Here is a 16,683-nt window from a genome sequence, read left to right on the forward strand (position 1 = left end):
GTCACGTACGGGTTGACAGGATGGTGTTGTTCGCGACGGCTGACGTTCCCGAGGGGGCCGTCCCGGCGTCGCGAGTCGTCGGGCACCGACGGCTCGAACCGGTCGGACCGGCGAGAGGCCGTACTGCGCCAAAGAATGATCTTACCGACGCCGCATCATGCCGGGCAACCGATCGGGTGGTGCCGTCCGTGCGGTGCGCGTGAGATGCCTCTCGTCGTGGGCTCTCACGGGACGTCCAGCAGTGCGAGGACCTCCGGGCCCCGGCCGACGATCTCGTCACCGACGGCGCCGGTGTAGATGCCGTACGGCTGGTTGATCTCGGGACCGACCGCCTGCCCGGTGTCCATCGACAGGGCACGGGTGTCGAACGATCCCACGAGCACGTCGCGCACGTCCCCGTCGGGGGTGGTCCGCACGATCGGCGGGTCGGTGAGGTCGACGTCGCGGTTGTGCCAGATCACCTCGTCCGCGTCAGGGGCGAGGAGGACAATGCCGTTCTCCCCGGAGACGAACGTGTGGCCCTGAGAGGTGCCGGCGGCGGGGGCGACGGGCATGCCGAACGCAGAGCCGGTGCCGAGGTCCTGGAAGGGGCCGTTGACCTGACCTGTGTCGAGGTCCACGGAGAAGATCCGGCCGTCGTCGTCCGCGAAGACTGGTCGGGTCACGTCGGTGTCGCCGTTGCCGTCGGTGTCCGGGAAGAGCAGCCGGATGGTGCGCACCTCGTGCAGCCGCTCGCCTCTGTAGGAGTAGGCGACGACGCCGTTCCCCTCGTTGCACCAGAGCCGCTCGCCGTCGTCCACCAGCCGGGAGCAGTGCGGCATCATGACCAGCTCGCCGTTAGCGGGGTCGAGGAACGCGGTGCGTGAGCCGGCCCAGATCGCCAGCGTGCCGCCGTCCTGCCCGACCTCGCGGAACCTCGGGCGGTCCAGCACCACGCCGTCGCGGTCCACGCCCGCACCGTCCCGGCCGATGATCCGGTTCCGGGAGAACATCTCGTCGTGCCCCTCCTGCTTGGAGAGGTCACGGGACCAGACCTGCTCGAGCTCGGTGGAGAACCCGCGCACGACGGCGTGGGGGTTCGGCTCGCGCTCCTCGAGGACCACGAGGGTGTCGTCGATGACGTGGACCGCGGACGCCCAGGCGTCGACGTCGGCCGTGGCGCGGTCCTCCCCGGTCGCGGGGTCCAGGAGGTGCAGGCGCCACCGGGTGCCGATACCCGTGGCCTGGTCACGTTCCAGGACGGAGGCGCAGAAGAGGCCGGCATCGATCGCCTCCGGCGCGCACAGGGCACCGTCGAGCTCGCGCTCCCACTGCTCGTTCCCGTTCGCCCGGTCGACGCCGTGCGCCACGATCTCGCCGTCGTCGCTGGTGCCCGTGAGCACGACCCACGTCCCGCCGGCGCGGGAGAGGTACGGCGGACCGTCGAACGAACCGTCCACGTGGCCCACGAGCTCCGGTGCCCCCAGGTCCTCGCGGAGGTCTGTGGCCGCCAGCTGCCAGGTCGCGGTCACGTCGCTGGAGGTGGGCGCGGGCGCCGAGGTGCCGGACGGCGGCCCGGAGCTGTCGTCGGCCCCGGTGACACCCTCGAGGATCGCCACGCAGCCACGGAAGAGCGCGAAGATCACCAGCACGACGACGAGCCCGACCCAACGCTTCCGGTGCCGGCTGGCCGGCCGGCGCGGGGAGGCCCAGGGGGCGCCCGGCCGGGCACCGGTCGGCCAGGTCGGAGGAGGAGCTCCGCCTCCCGTGGTGGGCGGCCCGTACGGACCCGTGTGGCCGGCCGCTCCCGGCTGCTGCGGGGCGTGCTGGGGCGGCGCCTGGGCGGCCTGCTGCTGCGCCTGCCGTGCCTCCGCCTGCTGCTGCGCCACGGGTGTCGGCCGACCCTGCTGGCCGGCGATGTACTGGTCGACGTCGAGCCGGGCCACCAGATCCCCGTACGGACCGTCGGAGGAGCCTCCGCCGGGGCGCGGCGCCGCACCGTACGCTCCGTAGTACTGCGGCTCGCCGCCCTGACCTCGACCGTCGCTCACCTGGACCCCCTGCTCACCGGGTGCACCTTAGCGTCCCATCCCGCGCTCAGCGGAGGTCCAGCGCGGCGACGGCGTACGAGGAGACCCCGGCGATCCCGTCACCGACGGGGAGCGTCTGCGCGGCGGGCACCTGGTGGGACTCGACGACCTCGCCGGTCTCCGGGGAGAGCAGGAGGAGGTCCTCCCCGCCGCCCAGGACGATCCGGCCGTCGTGCACGTAGGGCGGGAATGCGGTGCTGAGCTCGGGGAGGTCGTCGGTGCGCCACACGACCTCGTCCGCGTCCGGCCCGAGCAGGGCGAGGCCGGACCCGTCGAACGCGGTCGTCACGAGGGTGTAGGTCTCCCGGTCGCTCGCCGTCGTGTACGCCCACGCGCTGTCCACCGGCTCGCCGTAGGCCGGGCCGACCTCACCCGTCTCCGCGTCGACCGTGACCAGGTGCCCGTCGCGGTCGGCGAAGACCGGACGAGCGCGGGCCGAGATCATCTCGACGTGCTCGGCCTGCACCTCGCGCTCGCCCGCATACGTCCAGGACGACACCTCGAAGTGCCGGCCGCCGCGGTTGCACCACAGCCGCTCGCCGTCGTCGGCCAGGGTCACGCATGCGGGCAAGGCGAGCAGGTCCCCGCTGGTCACGTCCACCAGGGCCGCACCCGCCCCGGCTCCGGCGGCGAGGACGCCGCCGTCGGGCCCGAAGCCGTCGAGACTGATCCGTTCGAGCATCGGACCGGTCCACCGGGTCGGCCGGACCGGGCTCGGGGACGACCGCGAGTCGTCCGCGGACGGGAAGAACCGGGACACGCCGTCCCGCCCGGCCAGGTCGAGCGTCCACGCCTCCGTCAGGTCCGGTGCGAAGCCGCGGAGACGGACGCTCTCCTCCATCTCCGGCTGCTCCAGCAGCACGATCGTCCCGGCGGTCACGTGGACCGCCGAGACCCAGCCGTCGATCTCCGCGGTGGCCCGGTCCTCCCCCGTCTCCGGGTCGATCAGGTGCAGGCGCCAGCGCGACCCCTCGCCGGTCCCGGTGTCGAACTCGACCACGGAGGCGCAGAACAGCGACCCGCCGAGCAGCTGGTCGGCGCACAGCGCGCCGTCGAGCTCGCGGGACCACAGTGCGGCCCCGCTGCCGGCCTGAAGGCCGTGGACGTGGACGGCCGCGGCGGCGGGTTCGTCCGCGCCCGTCACACCGGTGAGCGCGATCCAGGTGTCCCCCGTGCCGATCAGCCACGTCTCCTCGCCGGTGCCGTCCACCGAGGCGAGGAGCTCCGCGCCGGTGGGCTCCCCGTAGAGCGCCTCGACCTCCGTCACCCAGGTGACGAGCCCGTCGTCGCTCGACGGTGCGGGACTCGACGGTGCGGGACTCGACGGTGCGGGACTCGGCCCCGGTTCGGGGTCCGGCGCGCACCCCGCGGTCAGGAGCAGCGCAGCTCCGCACAGCGCCACGGTCAGTCCGCGCACGTTCCCCCCGTCGTCGACTTGTCCGACGCGAGAGTACTGGCCGGCCGCGCCCCGCCCCATGGGGCCCCCTCCCCACGGCCGGCATCGGCCACACTGGCCTGTATGGCGGACAACCCGGCGCGGGCCGGCTACGAGGAGGTCGACGGCCAGGCCGCCGCGGCCGCCAACGCCCGGTGGTGGTCGGACACCTCCGAGGAGTACCTCACCGAGCACGGCGCGTTCCTCGGCGACGCGGACTTCACCTGGTGCCCCGAGGGCCTCCGCGAGGCGGACGCACGGCTGCTCGGTCCGCCGGAGTCGCTGCGCGCCTCCCGAGTGCTCGAGATCGGCTGCGGCGCCGCACAGTGCTCGCGGTGGCTGGCGGCGCACGGCGTGGACGTCGTGGCCACCGACGTCTCCGCCGGGATGCTCCGGCGGGCGGCCGAGCTGGACGCCGCCACCGGCACCGCCGTGACCGCGGTGCTGGCCGACGCTCGCCGGTTGCCGTTCGCGGAGGAGTCCTTCGACGTCGCGTTCACCGCGTTCGGCGCCATCCCGTTCGTCCCGGACGCCCGAGCCGTGCACGCGGAGGTCGCGCGGGTGCTGCGGCCGGGCGGACGATGGGTCTTCGCGGTCACCCATCCGATCCGCTGGGCGTTCCCCGACGACCCGACCCGCCACGGCCTGACGGCGACACGCTCCTACTTCGACCGCACCCCGTACGTCGAGCACGACGCGGCCGGGCGACCGACCTACGCCGAGTTCCACCGCACGCTCGGGGACCATGTCCGCGACGTCGTCGCAGCGGGCCTGGTGATCGGGGACCTCATCGAGCCCGAGTGGCCGGAGGGCCACGAGCGCGTCTGGGGCGGGTGGGGCCCGGAGCGCGGCCGGCTGCTGCCCGGGACCGCCATCGTCGTGACGAGGCGCCCCTGATGCGGCTCGGCGCGGACGCGTGCCGGCAGCGGCTGGCGGGGTCCCGGGTGGCGCACCTCGCGACGGCGGACGGGGCCGGGGTGCCGCACATCGTCCCGGTGGCCTTCGCCGTCGTGCCCGACGCCGGCGCCCCGGCCGGGGCCGCGATCGTCACCGCCGTCGACCACAAGCCGAAGACGACGACGGCGCTGAAGCGGCTGCGCAACCTCGCCGACAACCCCCGCGCCGCCGTCCTGGTGGACCACTACGACGAGGACTGGACGGCCCTGTGGTGGGTGCGGGCCGACGGCACGACCACGCTCGAGGCGTCCGGAGCCGGCTGGGCGGCCGCCCGGGCGGCGCTGGTCGAGAAGTACCCGCAGTACCGGCGTCGTCCGCCGGAAGGGCCGGTGGTGCACCTTCGGGTCGCACGCTGGACGGGCTGGGCAGCCAGTCCCTGACTCCACGCGTCACCGACGCCGCTCGTCCCTCGCGACTGCCCCCGCCTCGGGCTCGTCAGTGCGCCGTGCCCGATGACGCACCTCCTCACCCTCCGGCTCCACCAGCCGCTCGTCCCTCGCGACTGCCTCCGCCTCGGGCTCGTCAGTGCGCCGCGTCCCGCCAGGAACGGCCCGTCCCGACGGAGACGTCCAGGGGTACCGACAGCTCGGCCGCGGCGCCCATCTCGCGCCGCACGAGCTCGTCGACCTGCTGCTCCTCCCCCTGTGCCACCTCGAGCACGAGCTCGTCATGCACCTGCAGCAGCAGTCGTGAGGTGAGCCCCGCCTCCGTCAGCGCCCGGTCCGTGCCGATCATCGCCATCTTGATGATGTCGGCGGCGGACCCCTGGATCGGCGCGTTCAGCGCCATCCGCTCCGCCATGTCGCGGCGCTGCCGGTTGTCGCTGGTCAGGTCCGGCAGGTAACGGCGCCGGCCCATGATCGTCTCGGTGTAGCCCGTCCGGCGGGCGTGTGCGACCACGCCGGTGAGGTACTCCCGCACGCCGCCGAACCGCTCGAAGTACACGTCCATCAGGGTGCGGGCCTCGGCCACCTCGATGCCGAGCTGGCGAGACAGCCCGAAGGCGCTGAGCCCGTACGCGAGGCCGTAGCTCATCGCCTTGATCTTGCTTCGCTGCGCCGGCGTGACCTCGTCGGTGCCCACCTCGAAGACGCTGGAGGCGACGTAGGAGTGCAGGTCCTCGCCCGACTGGAAGGCGTCGATCAGCCCGGCGTCGCCGGACAGGTGCGCCATGATCCGCATCTCGATCTGCGAGTAGTCGGCCGTCATCAGGGCGCCGTAGCCCTCGCCCACCACGAAGCCCTCCCGGATGCGCAGGCCGTCCGCCGTCCGGACCGGGATGTTCTGCAGGTTCGGGTCGGTCGAGCTCAGCCGGCCCGTCGCGGCGATGGTCTGGTGGAACGTCGTGTGGATGCGCCCGTCCGGCGAGACCGACTTCAGCAGTCCCTCGGCCGTCTGGCGGAGCCTGATCTGGTCCCGGTGGGCCAGCAGGTGCTCCAGGAACGGGTGCGAGGTCTTCGCGTACAGCTCGGCGAGCGCGTCGGCGTCGGTGGTGTAGCCGGTCTTGGTCTTCTTGGTCTTCGGCATGTCCAGCTCGTCGAAGAGCACCTCCTGGAGCTGCTTCGGGCTGGAGAGGTTCACCTCGTGACCGATCGCCTCGTACGCCGCGGCCGCGTGTCGCTCCACGGCGTCGTCGAACCCGGAACGCAGCTCCTCGAGGTTGTCGGTGTCCGCGCAGATCCCCACCCGCTCCATCTCGCGCAGCACGCGCTGCACGGGCAGCTCCACGTCGTGCAGCAGGCGGCGTCCGCCACGCCGCTCAAGGTCGGCGCCCAGGACGTCGGCGAGCTCGGCCAGCACCTGGGCCCGGGTCCCAGCCGCCGTGTCGGCCGTGCCGGCGTTCTCGTCCAGCGCCAGTACGGCCTGGCCGCCGCTCTCCTCCGTCTCGACGAGCTCCCGCCGCAGGTACCGCACGCTGAGGTCGGCGAGGGCGTATCGACGCTGGTCCGGGTGGGCGAGGTAGCCCGCGAGCGCCGTGTCGAACCCGATCCCGGCCAGCTCCAGGCCACGGCCGCGCAGCATGTGCCACGCCGCCTTCGCGTCGTGGACCACCTTCGGCCGGTCGGCGTCCGCGAGCCAGCCGGCGAGGGTCTGCTCGTCGGTCTGCGCGACGTCCGTGAGGTCGATCGTGACGGCGTGGCCCCCGACCGAGGCGACGGCGAGGGTCCACGCGTCTCCCCCGCCCTGCGCCGCGGTGCCGGTCACGTCCACCCCGGCGAGCGTGCCGGCCGGTACGTGCGTCTCGAGCCACGGCCCGAGGCCGTCCGGCAGGTCGCCGACGGCGACGACGTCGACCTGCACGCCGGGCGAGACGGCATCCTCCGCGATCTCCGGGAGCGTGGCGAACAGCCGTTCCCGCAGCACGTCGAACTCGAGGGTGTCGAAGAGCTGGTGCACCGCCTCACGGTCCACCGGGCGGCGCTCGAGGTCGGCGGGACCCACCGGGAGCTCGACGTCGATGAGCAGCTCGTTGAGACGACGGTTCCGGATGACCTGGTCGAGGTGGTCGCGGAAGCTCTGCCCGGCCTTGCCGGCGATCTGGTCGGCGTTGGCGATGACGCCGTCCAGGCCGTCGTACAGGTTCACCCACTTCGCCGCGGTCTTCGGGCCCACGCCGGGCACGCCCGGCAGGTTGTCGCTCGTCTCCCCGACCAGCGCCGCGAGATCCGGGTAGCGGGACGGGACCACGGCGTACTTCTCCAGGACCGCTGCGGGCGTCATCCGGGTGAGCGTCGAGACACCGCGGATCGGGTAGAGCACGGTGACGTCGTCGTCGACGAGCTGGAACGTGTCGCGGTCCCCGGAGATGACGAGGACCTCCATTCCCGACCTGGCCGCGGAGACCGCGAGCGTGGCGAGGATGTCGTCGGCCTCGAAGCCCTCACGCTCCAGGATGGTCACGTTCATCGCCGACATGACCTCGTGGATGAGGTCGATCTGCCCGGCGAACGGCGCCGGCGCGGCGTCCCGGTTCGCCTTGTACTCCGCGTACTGCTCGGTACGGAAGGTGCCGCCCGCCATGTCGAAGGCCACCGCGAGGTGCGTGGGCCGCTCCTCGTCGAGCAGCTTGATGAGCATCGACAGGAACCCGTACACGGCGTTCGTGTGCTGCCCGGTCGTGGTGGAGAAGTTCTCGACGGGCAACGCGTAGTAGGCGCGGAAGGCCATCGAGTGACCGTCGACCAGGAGAAGTCGCGATCGGTCCGTCGACTCCGGGCCCGGTGCTGTGCTCGCTGCTGTGCTCGCTGGACTCACGGTGTCACCCTATGGCCCATGACTGACGTGACGGACGTGCCCGACCCCACCGCCGGCGACCTGCTCGGCTGGCTCAACGCGCGCGCCGCCGGGACGCTCGTGGAGCGGCTCGGCATCGAGTTCCTCGAGGCCGGCCCAGACGGGGTCGTGGCCCGGATGCCGGTGTCCGGGAACACCCAGTTCCACGGGATCCTCCACGGCGGGGCGACGGCGGCCCTCGCCGAGACGGTCGGCTCGGTCGCGGCGGGGCTGCACGCGGGCCGGGACCGGACGGTGGTCGGCGTGGACCTCAACGTCACCCACCACCGGTCCGCGACCACCGGCCACGTCACCGCCCGCACCACCACCCTGCACCAGGGCCGGCGCGTCGCGAGCTACGACGTCGTCGTCACCGACGAGGACGATCGCCGGCTCTGCACCGCGCGGCTGACCTGCATGATCCTCGGCGACCGGACCGCCGCGCCGGGCTGAGCCGCCGGCGACGCGCCGGGACGTCGGCACGCGAACGGCCTCCACCCGGCGCGACGGGACGGTAGTGTCACCGCGCACGCGTCCGGTACCGACGACAGTGGCGTGGTCGAGACCCGGCGGTAACCCCGCCGAAACAGGACCGCCCTACGCTCACAGGGCCCGGTCGGCTGCGTGGCCGGTACAGCAGAACAGGACGGAGGGCCTCCGGTGCCACCTGGAGACCGACCTCTCAGCGCGCCCACGTGGGGCCGCCTTGCGTTGCTGCTCTCGGCGGCGCTCCTCATCCTGACCGCGGTCTTCGGGCCGGTCTCCGCGGCATCGGCGGCACCTGAGGAGTGCGCACCGGACACCTCCACCGGTTGTGTCCGCGGCGCCATCCGGACCGCGGGGGGCGAGCCGGCCGCCGGCGTCGCGATCACCGTCGAGGGGCAGGGCGAGACGTACGAGACCACGACAGACGACGCCGGAGCGTGGAGCGTGGCCGTCACGGCCGCGGGCGAGTACGAGGTGAGCCTCGACGAGGCGACCCTGCCCGAGGGCGAGACGCTCCGGGATCCGGGCAGCAACCCCCGCACGGTCGTCGTCGAGCTCGGTTCCAGCGCGGGCGCGCTCTTCCCGCTGGGCGCCCCGACCGGGGACACCGGCGGCACGGGCGAGGACGACGGGTCCGGAGGTGAGACCGGGTCCGGGGAGGACGCGGACGACGCCGGTGCCGACGTCGGCGCCGAGAGCGCGGCCGCGCAGAGCGGCTCGACCGGGACGCGGGTGCTGCAGCTCGCCGTGTCCGGCCTCATCTTCGGGCTGCTGCTGGCCCTCGCCTCGGTCGGTCTGTCGCTGCTGTACGGCACCACCGGGCTGAGCAACTTCGCGCACGGCGAGATGGTGACGTTCGGGGCACTGATGGGGTTCCTGTTCACCCAGACGTTCGGCGCGCCGCTGGTGCTCGCCGGTGTCGCCGCCGTCGTGATCGGGCTGCTCTTCGGCTACCTGCAGGACGTCGGCCTCTGGCGGCCGTTGCGCAGCCGGCGGGTCGGCATCACGCAGCAGATGATCGTCTCCATCGGCCTGGCCATGGCGCTGCAGTTCGCGTTCAACATGTTCTTCGGCGGCAACAGCCTGCGGATCGTCACCTCCAACCCGCCGGTGCTGCGGTTCGGACCGATCATCCTCACCGCCCAGTCGGCCGTCTCGGTGGTCATCGCCGTCGTGGTGCTCGTGGCGGTGGCGGTCTTCCTCAGCTCCACCCGCGTGGGTCGAGCCACCCGTGCCGTGAGCGACAACGCCGCGCTCTCGGCCGCGTCCGGCATCGACGTCGACCGCGTGGTGCGGCTGGTGTGGACGCTCAGCGGCGGCCTCGCCGCGCTGGGCGGCCTCCTGCTGGGCCTCTACCTCAACGCCACCCGCTGGAACATGGGCACGGTGCTGCTCCTGCTCATGTTCGCGGCCGTCACCCTCGGCGGACTCGGGACCGCGTACGGCGCGCTCGTCGGCTCCCTGGTCATCGGGCTCGTGGTCGAGCTCTCCACGCTCGTGATCCCCCAGGACATGCGCTACGCCAGCGCGATGGTCATTCTCATCCTCGTCCTCCTCGTCCGGCCGCAGGGCATCCTCGGCCGAGCGGAACGGATCGGCTGACGGAGGCACCCATGGACACGTTCGAGACGCTCTTCACGCGGGTCACGGCCGAGATCTTCTCCCCCATCACGGCCGCCTACGCGCTCGCCGCCATCGGCCTCAACATCCACTTCGGCCTCACCGGCCTGCTGAACATGGGTCAGGCCGGGTTCATGCTCATGGGGGCCTACGGCTTCGCGATCACCACCATCGCCGGGTGGCCGCTGTGGGCCTCGGTCCTCGCCGCCGTCGGCTCCGCCGTCGTCTTCGCGGTCATCCTCGGCATCCCGACCCTCAAGCTCCGCGGCGACTACCTCGCCATCGCCACCATCGCGGCCGCCGAGATCGTGCGGCTGGTGGGCCGGTCGACCGCCCTGACGGACGTCACGGGCGCCTCCAACGGGCTGCTGGGGAACGCCTTCAAGCACACGTTCATCGGCGCGTCACCGTTCGGCGAGGGCCGCCTGACGATCGGGCTGTGGACGTACGCCATCAGCGCCTCCAACAGCTGGTGGCTCCGGCTGGTGGGCTGGCTCCTGGTGGCGCTCGCGGCGTTGCTCGTGTGGCGGCTCGTCACCAGCCCGTGGGGCCGGGTCCTGAAGGGCATCCGTGAGGACGAGGACGCGGTGCGATCCCTGGGCAAGAACGTCTTCGCCTACAAGATGCAGGCCCTGATCCTCGGCGGCGTCATGGGTGCCCTGGGCGGCATCATCTTCGTGCTTCCGCAGGCCGTGCAGCCGGACTCACTCGGCCGGCCGGTGACCTTCTACGTGTGGACGATCCTCATCCTCGGTGGCGCCGCCACCGTCCTGGGTCCGGTGCTCGGCGCGGTGCTGTTCTGGGTCTCGCTGAGCCTCATCACGAACGTCATGGAGATGGTAGTCCCCTCCTCGTTCATGACCGACCCGCAGATCGAGAACTTCGGGTGGGTCATCGTGGGCGTCACGCTCATGGTCCTCATCATCTTCCGCCCGCAGGGCATTCTCGGTGACCGGAAGGAGCTGGCGATCGATGTCCGCTGAGCTGAGCGCGCTGCCCCATCCGGACTTCTCGCGCACGGAGCGCGTGCCCGGCGCGGCCAAGGAGGACCCGATCCTCGTCGCCGACGGTGTCACCCGCACCTTCGGCGGGGTCCGCGCCGTCGACGTCGGGCACCTGGAGGTCCCGCGCCACGCGATCACGGCACTCATCGGGCCGAACGGGGCCGGCAAGACCACCCTGTTCAACCTGCTCACCGGGTTCGACCGGCCCGACGGCGGTACCTGGACGTTCGAGGGCCGCCGGGTGGAGAGGCTCGGGGCCGCGCGGCTCGCCCGGGCCGGAATGGTCCGCACGTTCCAGCTGACCAAGGCGCTGAGCCGGATGACGGTGCTGGACAACATGCGGCTGGGCGCCAAGGACCAGCTCGGCGAGCGCCTCGGCCCGGCGCTGGTGCCGTGGATGTGGTCGGGGCGCGAGGCCGAGGTGACCGCTCGTGCCACGGAGCTGCTCGCCCGGTTCAAGCTCGACACGAAGATGAACGACTTCGCGGGCAGCCTGTCCGGCGGGCAGCGCAAGCTGCTCGAGATGGCGCGCGCGCTGATGACCGAGCCGAAGATGATCATGCTCGACGAGCCCATGGCCGGCGTGAACCCGGCCCTCACCCAGTCCCTGCTCGGGCACATCACCGACCTCCGCGACAGGGGCATGACCGTCCTCTTCGTCGAGCACGACATGCACATGGTGCGGCACATCTCCGACTGGGTCGTCGTCATGGCCGAGGGCAGGATCGTCGCCGAGGGGCCGCCCCGTTCGGTGATGAACGACCAGGCGGTCGTCGACGCCTACCTGGGCAGCCATCACGACACGGACCTCGGCGACGACGCGCTTCTTCAGGACCAGCCGGAGACGGAGCAGCGAGGATCATGACCACCACGACCCAGCGCGATGACCTGCATCCCGGTGCCCCGGACGGCCGGCCGCTGCTCGAGGCCCGCGACCTGGTCGCCGGCTACCTGCCCGGGGTGGACATCCTGCACGACTGCAACCTGCAGCTGCACCCCGGTGAGCTGGTCGGCATCATCGGCCCCAACGGCGCCGGCAAGTCCACGCTCCTGAAGGCCCTCTTCGGCCTGGTGAGCGTGCGCTCCGGTTCGGTGACCCTGGGCGAGGAGGACATCACCAACCTGCGGGCGGACAACCTCGTGCGCAGAGGCATCGGCTTCGTGCCGCAGACCAACAACGTCTTCCCGTCCCTGACGATCGCCGAGAACCTCCAGATGGGCGTGTTCCAGGCGCCGAAGGAGTTCGAGGCGCAGTTCGACCGCGTCATGGGACTGTTCCCCGAGCTCGCCACCCGGGCGAGACAACGGGCCGGCTCGCTCTCCGGCGGCGAGCGGCAGATGGTGGCGATGGGGCGGGCACTCATGATGAACCCGTCCGTCCTGCTGCTCGACGAGCCGTCGGCCGGGCTGTCCCCCGTCCGTCAGGACGAGACGTTCCTGCGGACCCGCCGGATCAACAAGGCCGGTGTCTCGATCGTCATCGTCGAGCAGAACGCGCGCCGCTGCCTGCAGATCTGCCACCGGGCGTACGTCCTCGACCAGGGCTCCAACGCCCACTCCGGTCCCGGTCGCGAGCTCATGGACGACCCGCGCGTCATCGAGCTCTACCTGGGCACCCTGGAGGCCGACGTCGCCAAGGAGGAGGCGGAGGGCCGGCACGAGGAGCCGTAGGGCGTCACCGTCTCCTCCGCGCGTGGCGACGGCGGTCGTGCCTTGCGGCTACGAGGCCGATGTGTGGTGCCGGAGGCGGTCCGCTCCGCTCGTCGTCGCTCGTCCCTCGCTCCTCCTCGCTCCGTGCCAGGCCCAGCCAGCCTCCGGCACCACACATCCGCCTCTCCGCGCGGCCGGTACGGCGCGGCTCCGTGCCACCGGAAAGCAGCGACCGGCCCCGCGGGTCGCTCCGCGGGGCCGGTCGTCTGGTGCGTGCTACCCGGCCGGGACCTCGCCGAACTCGGCGCGCTGGAACGAGTTGTTGTTCTCGCCGTCGAACAGGTAGATCCCGATGTTCGCGGCCGACGGGTCGTTGTTGTCGTTGAACGGCCCGATGCCGGAGACCGCCTGGTAGGCGATCTCCTCGCCGTCCTCCAGCAGGCCGGCGCACTCCTCGAAGCCGGTGCACTCGGTGCCGTCGGTGGCGCCGGAGACCGCGGCCATCTCGGCCTGGATGTCGACCGGGGCGGTCGAGCCGGCCTTCACGGCGGCCAGCGCCACCAGCATGGTCGCGTCGTAGGACTCCGCGGCGTACGAGTAGTCCTGGAGGCCGTCGTTGACCCCGAGCAGCCGGTCCCGGAACTCGTCGGAGGGGAACGCGCCGGGCAGCGTGCCCTGGGCGCCTTCGAGTGTGCCGGGATCGAAGTCGCTGCCGAAGTTCTGCAGGTTGCCGTCCACGAAGTAGACCTTCGACATGTCGAAGCCCTGGTTCACCAGCTCCTGCACGATGAGCGGGGTCTGGGTGGTGAACGCCAGGATGGCCACCGCGTCGGGGTCGGACGAGAGCGCGTTGGAGACGATCGAGCTGAAGTTCTGCTCGGTCGGGTCGAACTCGTCGCCGGCTGCGCCGTAGGTCACCGTGCCGCCGGCCGACTCGAACGTCGACTGCACGACGTCCCGCAGACCGGTGCCGTAGGCCTCGTTGAAGACGAGGATGGACAGGGTCGCGTTGCCGTCCGAGGCGATGAGGTTGCCCAGGACGTCGCCCTGGACGGAGTCGGGCGGGGCGGTACGGAAGAAGAAGTCGTCGTAGCCCGACAGCTCGGTGGCCGTGTTGGCGGGCGAGACCATGAGGGTCTGCGCCCCGACGACGTCGTCGATGACGTTCAGCGTGACCTGCGAGGAGGCGGCCCCGACGATGGCGGCGACCTCTTCGCCGAGGAGCTCCTGCACGGACTGCGTGGCGACGTCCGCGTGGTCGGCATCCGAGGAGTCGGTGTGCGTCACCTCGACGTCCGACCCGAGCACGCCGCCGGCTTCGTTGATCTCCTGCTGAGCGAGGTCGACTCCCGCGATCTCGGGCGGGCCGAGCTGCGAGAGCGAGCCGGTCTGCGGCAGCAGGCTGCCGATGCGCAGCGGCTCGGCCCCACCGCCGCCCCCCGGCTCCTCGCCTCCGGAGGTACACGCCGCGAGGGTGAGGGACCCGGCGGCGACCAGCGCGAGGGAACGCACTGCAGTCCTGCGATTCATGACGTCTCCTTCGATCCGTACGCGAACCGGACGGCCGCGTGCGTGGAGACGAACCTATTCACGCCGTGTGTCGGTGTCATGACGACTCGTAGCCGCGACGTAACAAGAAGGTCACAATTCCGTCGCGTCGCGTTGCACCGAGCAGGTGTGGGGAGGCGCGCCGAGGCGCTACTTCTTGGCGCCGACCTGCTCGATGACGGCGTCCGCGACCTCGCGCATGGTGAGGCGGCGGTCCATGGAGGTCTTCTGGATCCAGCGGAAGGCCTCGGGCTCGGACAGGCCCATCCTGGTCATGAGCAGCCCCTTGGCGCGGTCCACCCGCTTGCGGGTCTCGAACTGCTCCGCCAGCGAGGCGACCTCGGACTCCAGCGAGGTGATCTCCTCGTGCCGGGAGATGGCGATCTCGACGGCGGGCAGCAGGTCGGCGGGCGTGAACGGCTTGACGACGTAGGCCATGGCGCCGGCGTCGCGCGCGCGTTCCACGAGCTCCTTCTGCGAGAAGGCGGTGAGCATGACGACGGCGCAGGTGCGGTTGCCGATGATCCGCTCGGCCGCGGTGATGCCGTCCATGACGGGCATCTTGACGTCCATGACGACGACGTCCGGCTCGAGCTCCTCGGCCAGCGACACAGCCTGCTCGCCGTTGGCGGCCTCGCCGACGACGTCGAAACCGGCCTCCTTGAGGGACTCGACGATGTCGAGGCGGATGAGGGTCTCGTCCTCGGCGACGACGACACGACGCCGCGTGCCGGTGTCCTCGGAGGCGCCCGCCTCGGGGCCCGGCAGGTCGATCGTCTCGTTGGCGCCCGCGTCGTCCGCGATGTCGTCGCTGGTCGCGCGCTCGTTCTCGTTCGTGGTCACGGCCGCAAGCCTAACCCCGCACACCCGCTGCAGGAACCGGGGAATCCCCTGACGTGACTGCCCTCACGCGGTGTGTGCCCATCGTCACGTGGTCGCCCACCGGTACGGACCGGGCACGGGCACAGATCCGGGGTGCCCGGCACGGGACGAGACGACGGCAGCCTCGCACCACATCTCTGGAGTGCTCCCGGCGGGACTCGAACCCGCACGCCCGAAGGCACCGCATTTTGAGTGCGGCGTGTCTTCCAGTTCCACCACAGGAGCTTGTTCTCGGACGACACAGGATAGGCGGTTCCCCGTGCCTGGACGCCCATCGAGGCGGACGTCCCCGGTCGGCCCGAGAGCCCTTCGTTCAGCCCGACAGCCGGGAGTAGGTCTCCCCGATCTTGTGCACGCGGATGGAGTTCGTGGAGCCGGCCTGCCCGGGCGGCATGCCCGCCACGATGACCACCCGGTCACCCTCGGACGCCATGCCCGTGGTCTGCAGCACCTGGTCGACCTGGTTGACCATGTCGTCGGTGTGGCTGACCTCGGGCACCAGATAGGTCTGGATGCCCCACGTGACGGCGAGCCGGTTGCGGGTGTCCGGGTCCGGCGTGAACGCCAGCAGCGGCAAGGGCGAGCGCAGCCGGGACATCCGGCGCGCCGAGTCACCCGACTGGCTGAACGTCACCAGGTACTTGACCTCGAGCGTGATGCCGATGTCGTTCGCGGCACGCGTGATGACGCCGCCGCGGGTGTGCGGGGTGGAGCCGAGGGGCGCGATGCGCTCCCCGCCGTTCTCCTCCGTGTTCTCCACGATGCGCGCCATGGTGCGCACCGTCTCGATCGGGTAGTCACCGATCGACGTCTCGCCGGAGAGCATGACCGCGTCCGCGCCGTCGAGGATGGCGTTGGCGACGTCGGAGGCCTCGGCCCGGGTCGGGCGAGGGCTGGAGACCATCGACTCGAGCATCTGGGTGGCGACGATGACGGGCTTGGCGTTGCGGCGCGCGAGCTCGATCGCCCGCTTCTGCACGAGCGGCACCTGCTCGAGCGGCAGCTCCACGCCGAGGTCCCCGCGGGCCACCATGATCGCGTCGAATGCGTCGACGATCTCGGCGAGGTTCTCCACGGCCTGAGGCTTCTCGATCTTGGCGACGACCGGGACGCGGCGCCGCTCCTCGTCCATGATCGCGTGGACGTCCTCGACGTCCTCGGCGGAGCGCACGAAGGACAGGGCGATGAAGTCCGCGCCGAGGCGCAGGCCCCAGCGCAGGTCCTCCTTGTCCTTCTCGGACAACGCAGGGACGGACACGGCGGCACCTGGCAGGTTGAGGCCCTTGTGGTTCGAGACGGGCCCGGGCACCTCGACCCGCGTGATCACTCGGGGGCCGTCGACCTCCAGGACGCGGACGGCGACCTTGCCGTCGTCGATGAGGATCCGGTCCCCCGGCCCGCAGTCGCCCGGCAGACCCTGGTAGGTGGTGCTGGCGATCTCGGCGTTGCCGGGGACGTCCTCGGTGGTGATGGTGAACGTGTCACCCTCGTGCAGCTCGGCCGATCCCTCGGCGAAGGTCCCGAGGCGGATCTTGGGGCCCTGCAGGTCCACCAGGATCGCGACGGCACGGCCGGAGGCCTGGGCCGCGTCCCGGACGTGCCGGTACACCACCTCGTGCTCCTCGGCGGTGCCGTGCGAACGGTTGATCCGCGCGACGTCCATGCCGGCGTCGACGAGCTCCTGGATCTTCTCCGCCGAGGCGGTGGCCGGACCGATCGTGCAGACAACCTTCGCTCTACGCATGCCCCAACCCTATTG

13 protein-coding genes and 1 tRNA gene are annotated in these 16,683 nt (G+C 71.7%); 7 read left to right on the plus strand and 7 right to left on the minus strand.

Going from position 1 to position 16,683, the window contains the following annotated elements:
• Positions 1 to 224: 224 nt before the first annotated feature.
• Positions 225 to 2,030: a hypothetical protein gene (locus tag ACFQQL_RS16710; protein WP_382396298.1), complete on the minus strand. Its 1,806-nt coding sequence runs from the start codon at positions 2,028 to 2,030 to the stop codon at positions 225 to 227.
• A 46-nt stretch (positions 2,031 to 2,076) separates the two neighbouring features.
• Entirely contained in the window at positions 2,077 to 3,486 is a 1,410-nt protein-coding gene (locus tag ACFQQL_RS16715; RefSeq protein ID WP_382396299.1) for a hypothetical protein, read from the minus strand.
• A gap of 102 nt (positions 3,487 to 3,588) precedes the next feature.
• Between ACFQQL_RS16715 and ACFQQL_RS16720 the strand changes: the two genes are divergently transcribed.
• The gene (locus ACFQQL_RS16720) at positions 3,589 to 4,401 is read left to right on the plus strand and encodes a class I SAM-dependent methyltransferase (RefSeq protein ID WP_382396300.1); all 813 of its coding nucleotides are present in this window, start codon (positions 3,589 to 3,591) and stop codon (positions 4,399 to 4,401) included.
• Complete coding sequence (locus tag ACFQQL_RS16725; protein WP_382396301.1) at positions 4,401 to 4,841, plus strand: TIGR03668 family PPOX class F420-dependent oxidoreductase; 441 nt, start codon at positions 4,401 to 4,403, stop codon at positions 4,839 to 4,841. Before ACFQQL_RS16720 ends, ACFQQL_RS16725 begins: the two co-directional genes overlap by 1 nt.
• Positions 4,842 to 4,983: 142 nt before the next feature.
• Here the strand turns inward: ACFQQL_RS16725 and polA are convergent, their stop codons facing one another.
• Positions 4,984 to 7,716, minus strand: coding sequence for a DNA polymerase I (polA, locus tag ACFQQL_RS16730; protein WP_382396302.1), 2,733 nt, complete (start codon positions 7,714 to 7,716; stop codon positions 4,984 to 4,986).
• 18 nt (positions 7,717 to 7,734) lie between these two features.
• Between polA and ACFQQL_RS16735 the strand changes: the two genes are divergently transcribed.
• From ACFQQL_RS16735 to ACFQQL_RS16755, 5 genes are all read left to right on the plus strand, one after another.
• On the plus strand, positions 7,735 to 8,187 hold the full coding sequence (locus ACFQQL_RS16735; protein WP_382396303.1) for a PaaI family thioesterase: 453 nt from the start codon (positions 7,735 to 7,737) through the stop codon (positions 8,185 to 8,187).
• A gap of 207 nt (positions 8,188 to 8,394) precedes the next feature.
• Positions 8,395 to 9,822, plus strand: a complete 1,428-nt coding sequence (locus ACFQQL_RS16740) for a branched-chain amino acid ABC transporter permease (protein ID WP_382396304.1) — start codon at positions 8,395 to 8,397, stop codon at positions 9,820 to 9,822.
• Positions 9,823 to 9,833: 11 nt separating this feature from the next.
• Positions 9,834 to 10,823, plus strand: a complete 990-nt coding sequence (locus tag ACFQQL_RS16745; RefSeq protein ID WP_382396305.1) for a branched-chain amino acid ABC transporter permease — start codon at positions 9,834 to 9,836, stop codon at positions 10,821 to 10,823.
• Positions 10,813 to 11,709 (plus strand): ABC transporter ATP-binding protein, encoded by an 897-nt coding sequence (locus ACFQQL_RS16750; RefSeq protein ID WP_382396306.1) that lies wholly within the window; start codon positions 10,813 to 10,815, stop codon positions 11,707 to 11,709. The genes ACFQQL_RS16745 and ACFQQL_RS16750 overlap by 11 nt, the downstream gene beginning before the upstream one ends.
• The gene (locus ACFQQL_RS16755) at positions 11,706 to 12,515 is read left to right on the plus strand and encodes an ABC transporter ATP-binding protein (protein ID WP_382396307.1); all 810 of its coding nucleotides are present in this window, start codon (positions 11,706 to 11,708) and stop codon (positions 12,513 to 12,515) included. The genes ACFQQL_RS16750 and ACFQQL_RS16755 overlap by 4 nt, the downstream gene beginning before the upstream one ends.
• Before the next feature lie 255 nt (positions 12,516 to 12,770).
• On the opposite strand, the gene ACFQQL_RS16760 is transcribed toward ACFQQL_RS16755, so the two are convergent.
• The 4 genes from ACFQQL_RS16760 to pyk all read right to left on the minus strand — a co-directional run bounded on the left by ACFQQL_RS16760 (position 12,771) and on the right by pyk (position 16,668).
• On the minus strand, positions 12,771 to 14,024 hold the full coding sequence (locus ACFQQL_RS16760; protein WP_382396308.1) for an ABC transporter substrate-binding protein: 1,254 nt from the start codon (positions 14,022 to 14,024) through the stop codon (positions 12,771 to 12,773).
• A gap of 168 nt (positions 14,025 to 14,192) precedes the next feature.
• Positions 14,193 to 14,810, minus strand: a complete 618-nt coding sequence (locus tag ACFQQL_RS16765; protein WP_465254071.1) for an ANTAR domain-containing response regulator — start codon at positions 14,808 to 14,810, stop codon at positions 14,193 to 14,195.
• A 257-nt stretch (positions 14,811 to 15,067) separates the two neighbouring features.
• Positions 15,068 to 15,149 (minus strand) — tRNA-Leu (locus tag ACFQQL_RS16770).
• 88 nt (positions 15,150 to 15,237) lie between these two features.
• The gene (pyk, locus tag ACFQQL_RS16775) at positions 15,238 to 16,668 is read right to left on the minus strand and encodes a pyruvate kinase (protein WP_382396309.1); all 1,431 of its coding nucleotides are present in this window, start codon (positions 16,666 to 16,668) and stop codon (positions 15,238 to 15,240) included.
• Positions 16,669 to 16,683 lie beyond the last annotated feature (15 nt).

The organism is Georgenia alba (genome assembly GCF_042665525.1).
GTDB classification, from domain to species: Bacteria; Actinomycetota; Actinomycetes; order Actinomycetales; family Actinomycetaceae; genus Allobogoriella; species Allobogoriella alba.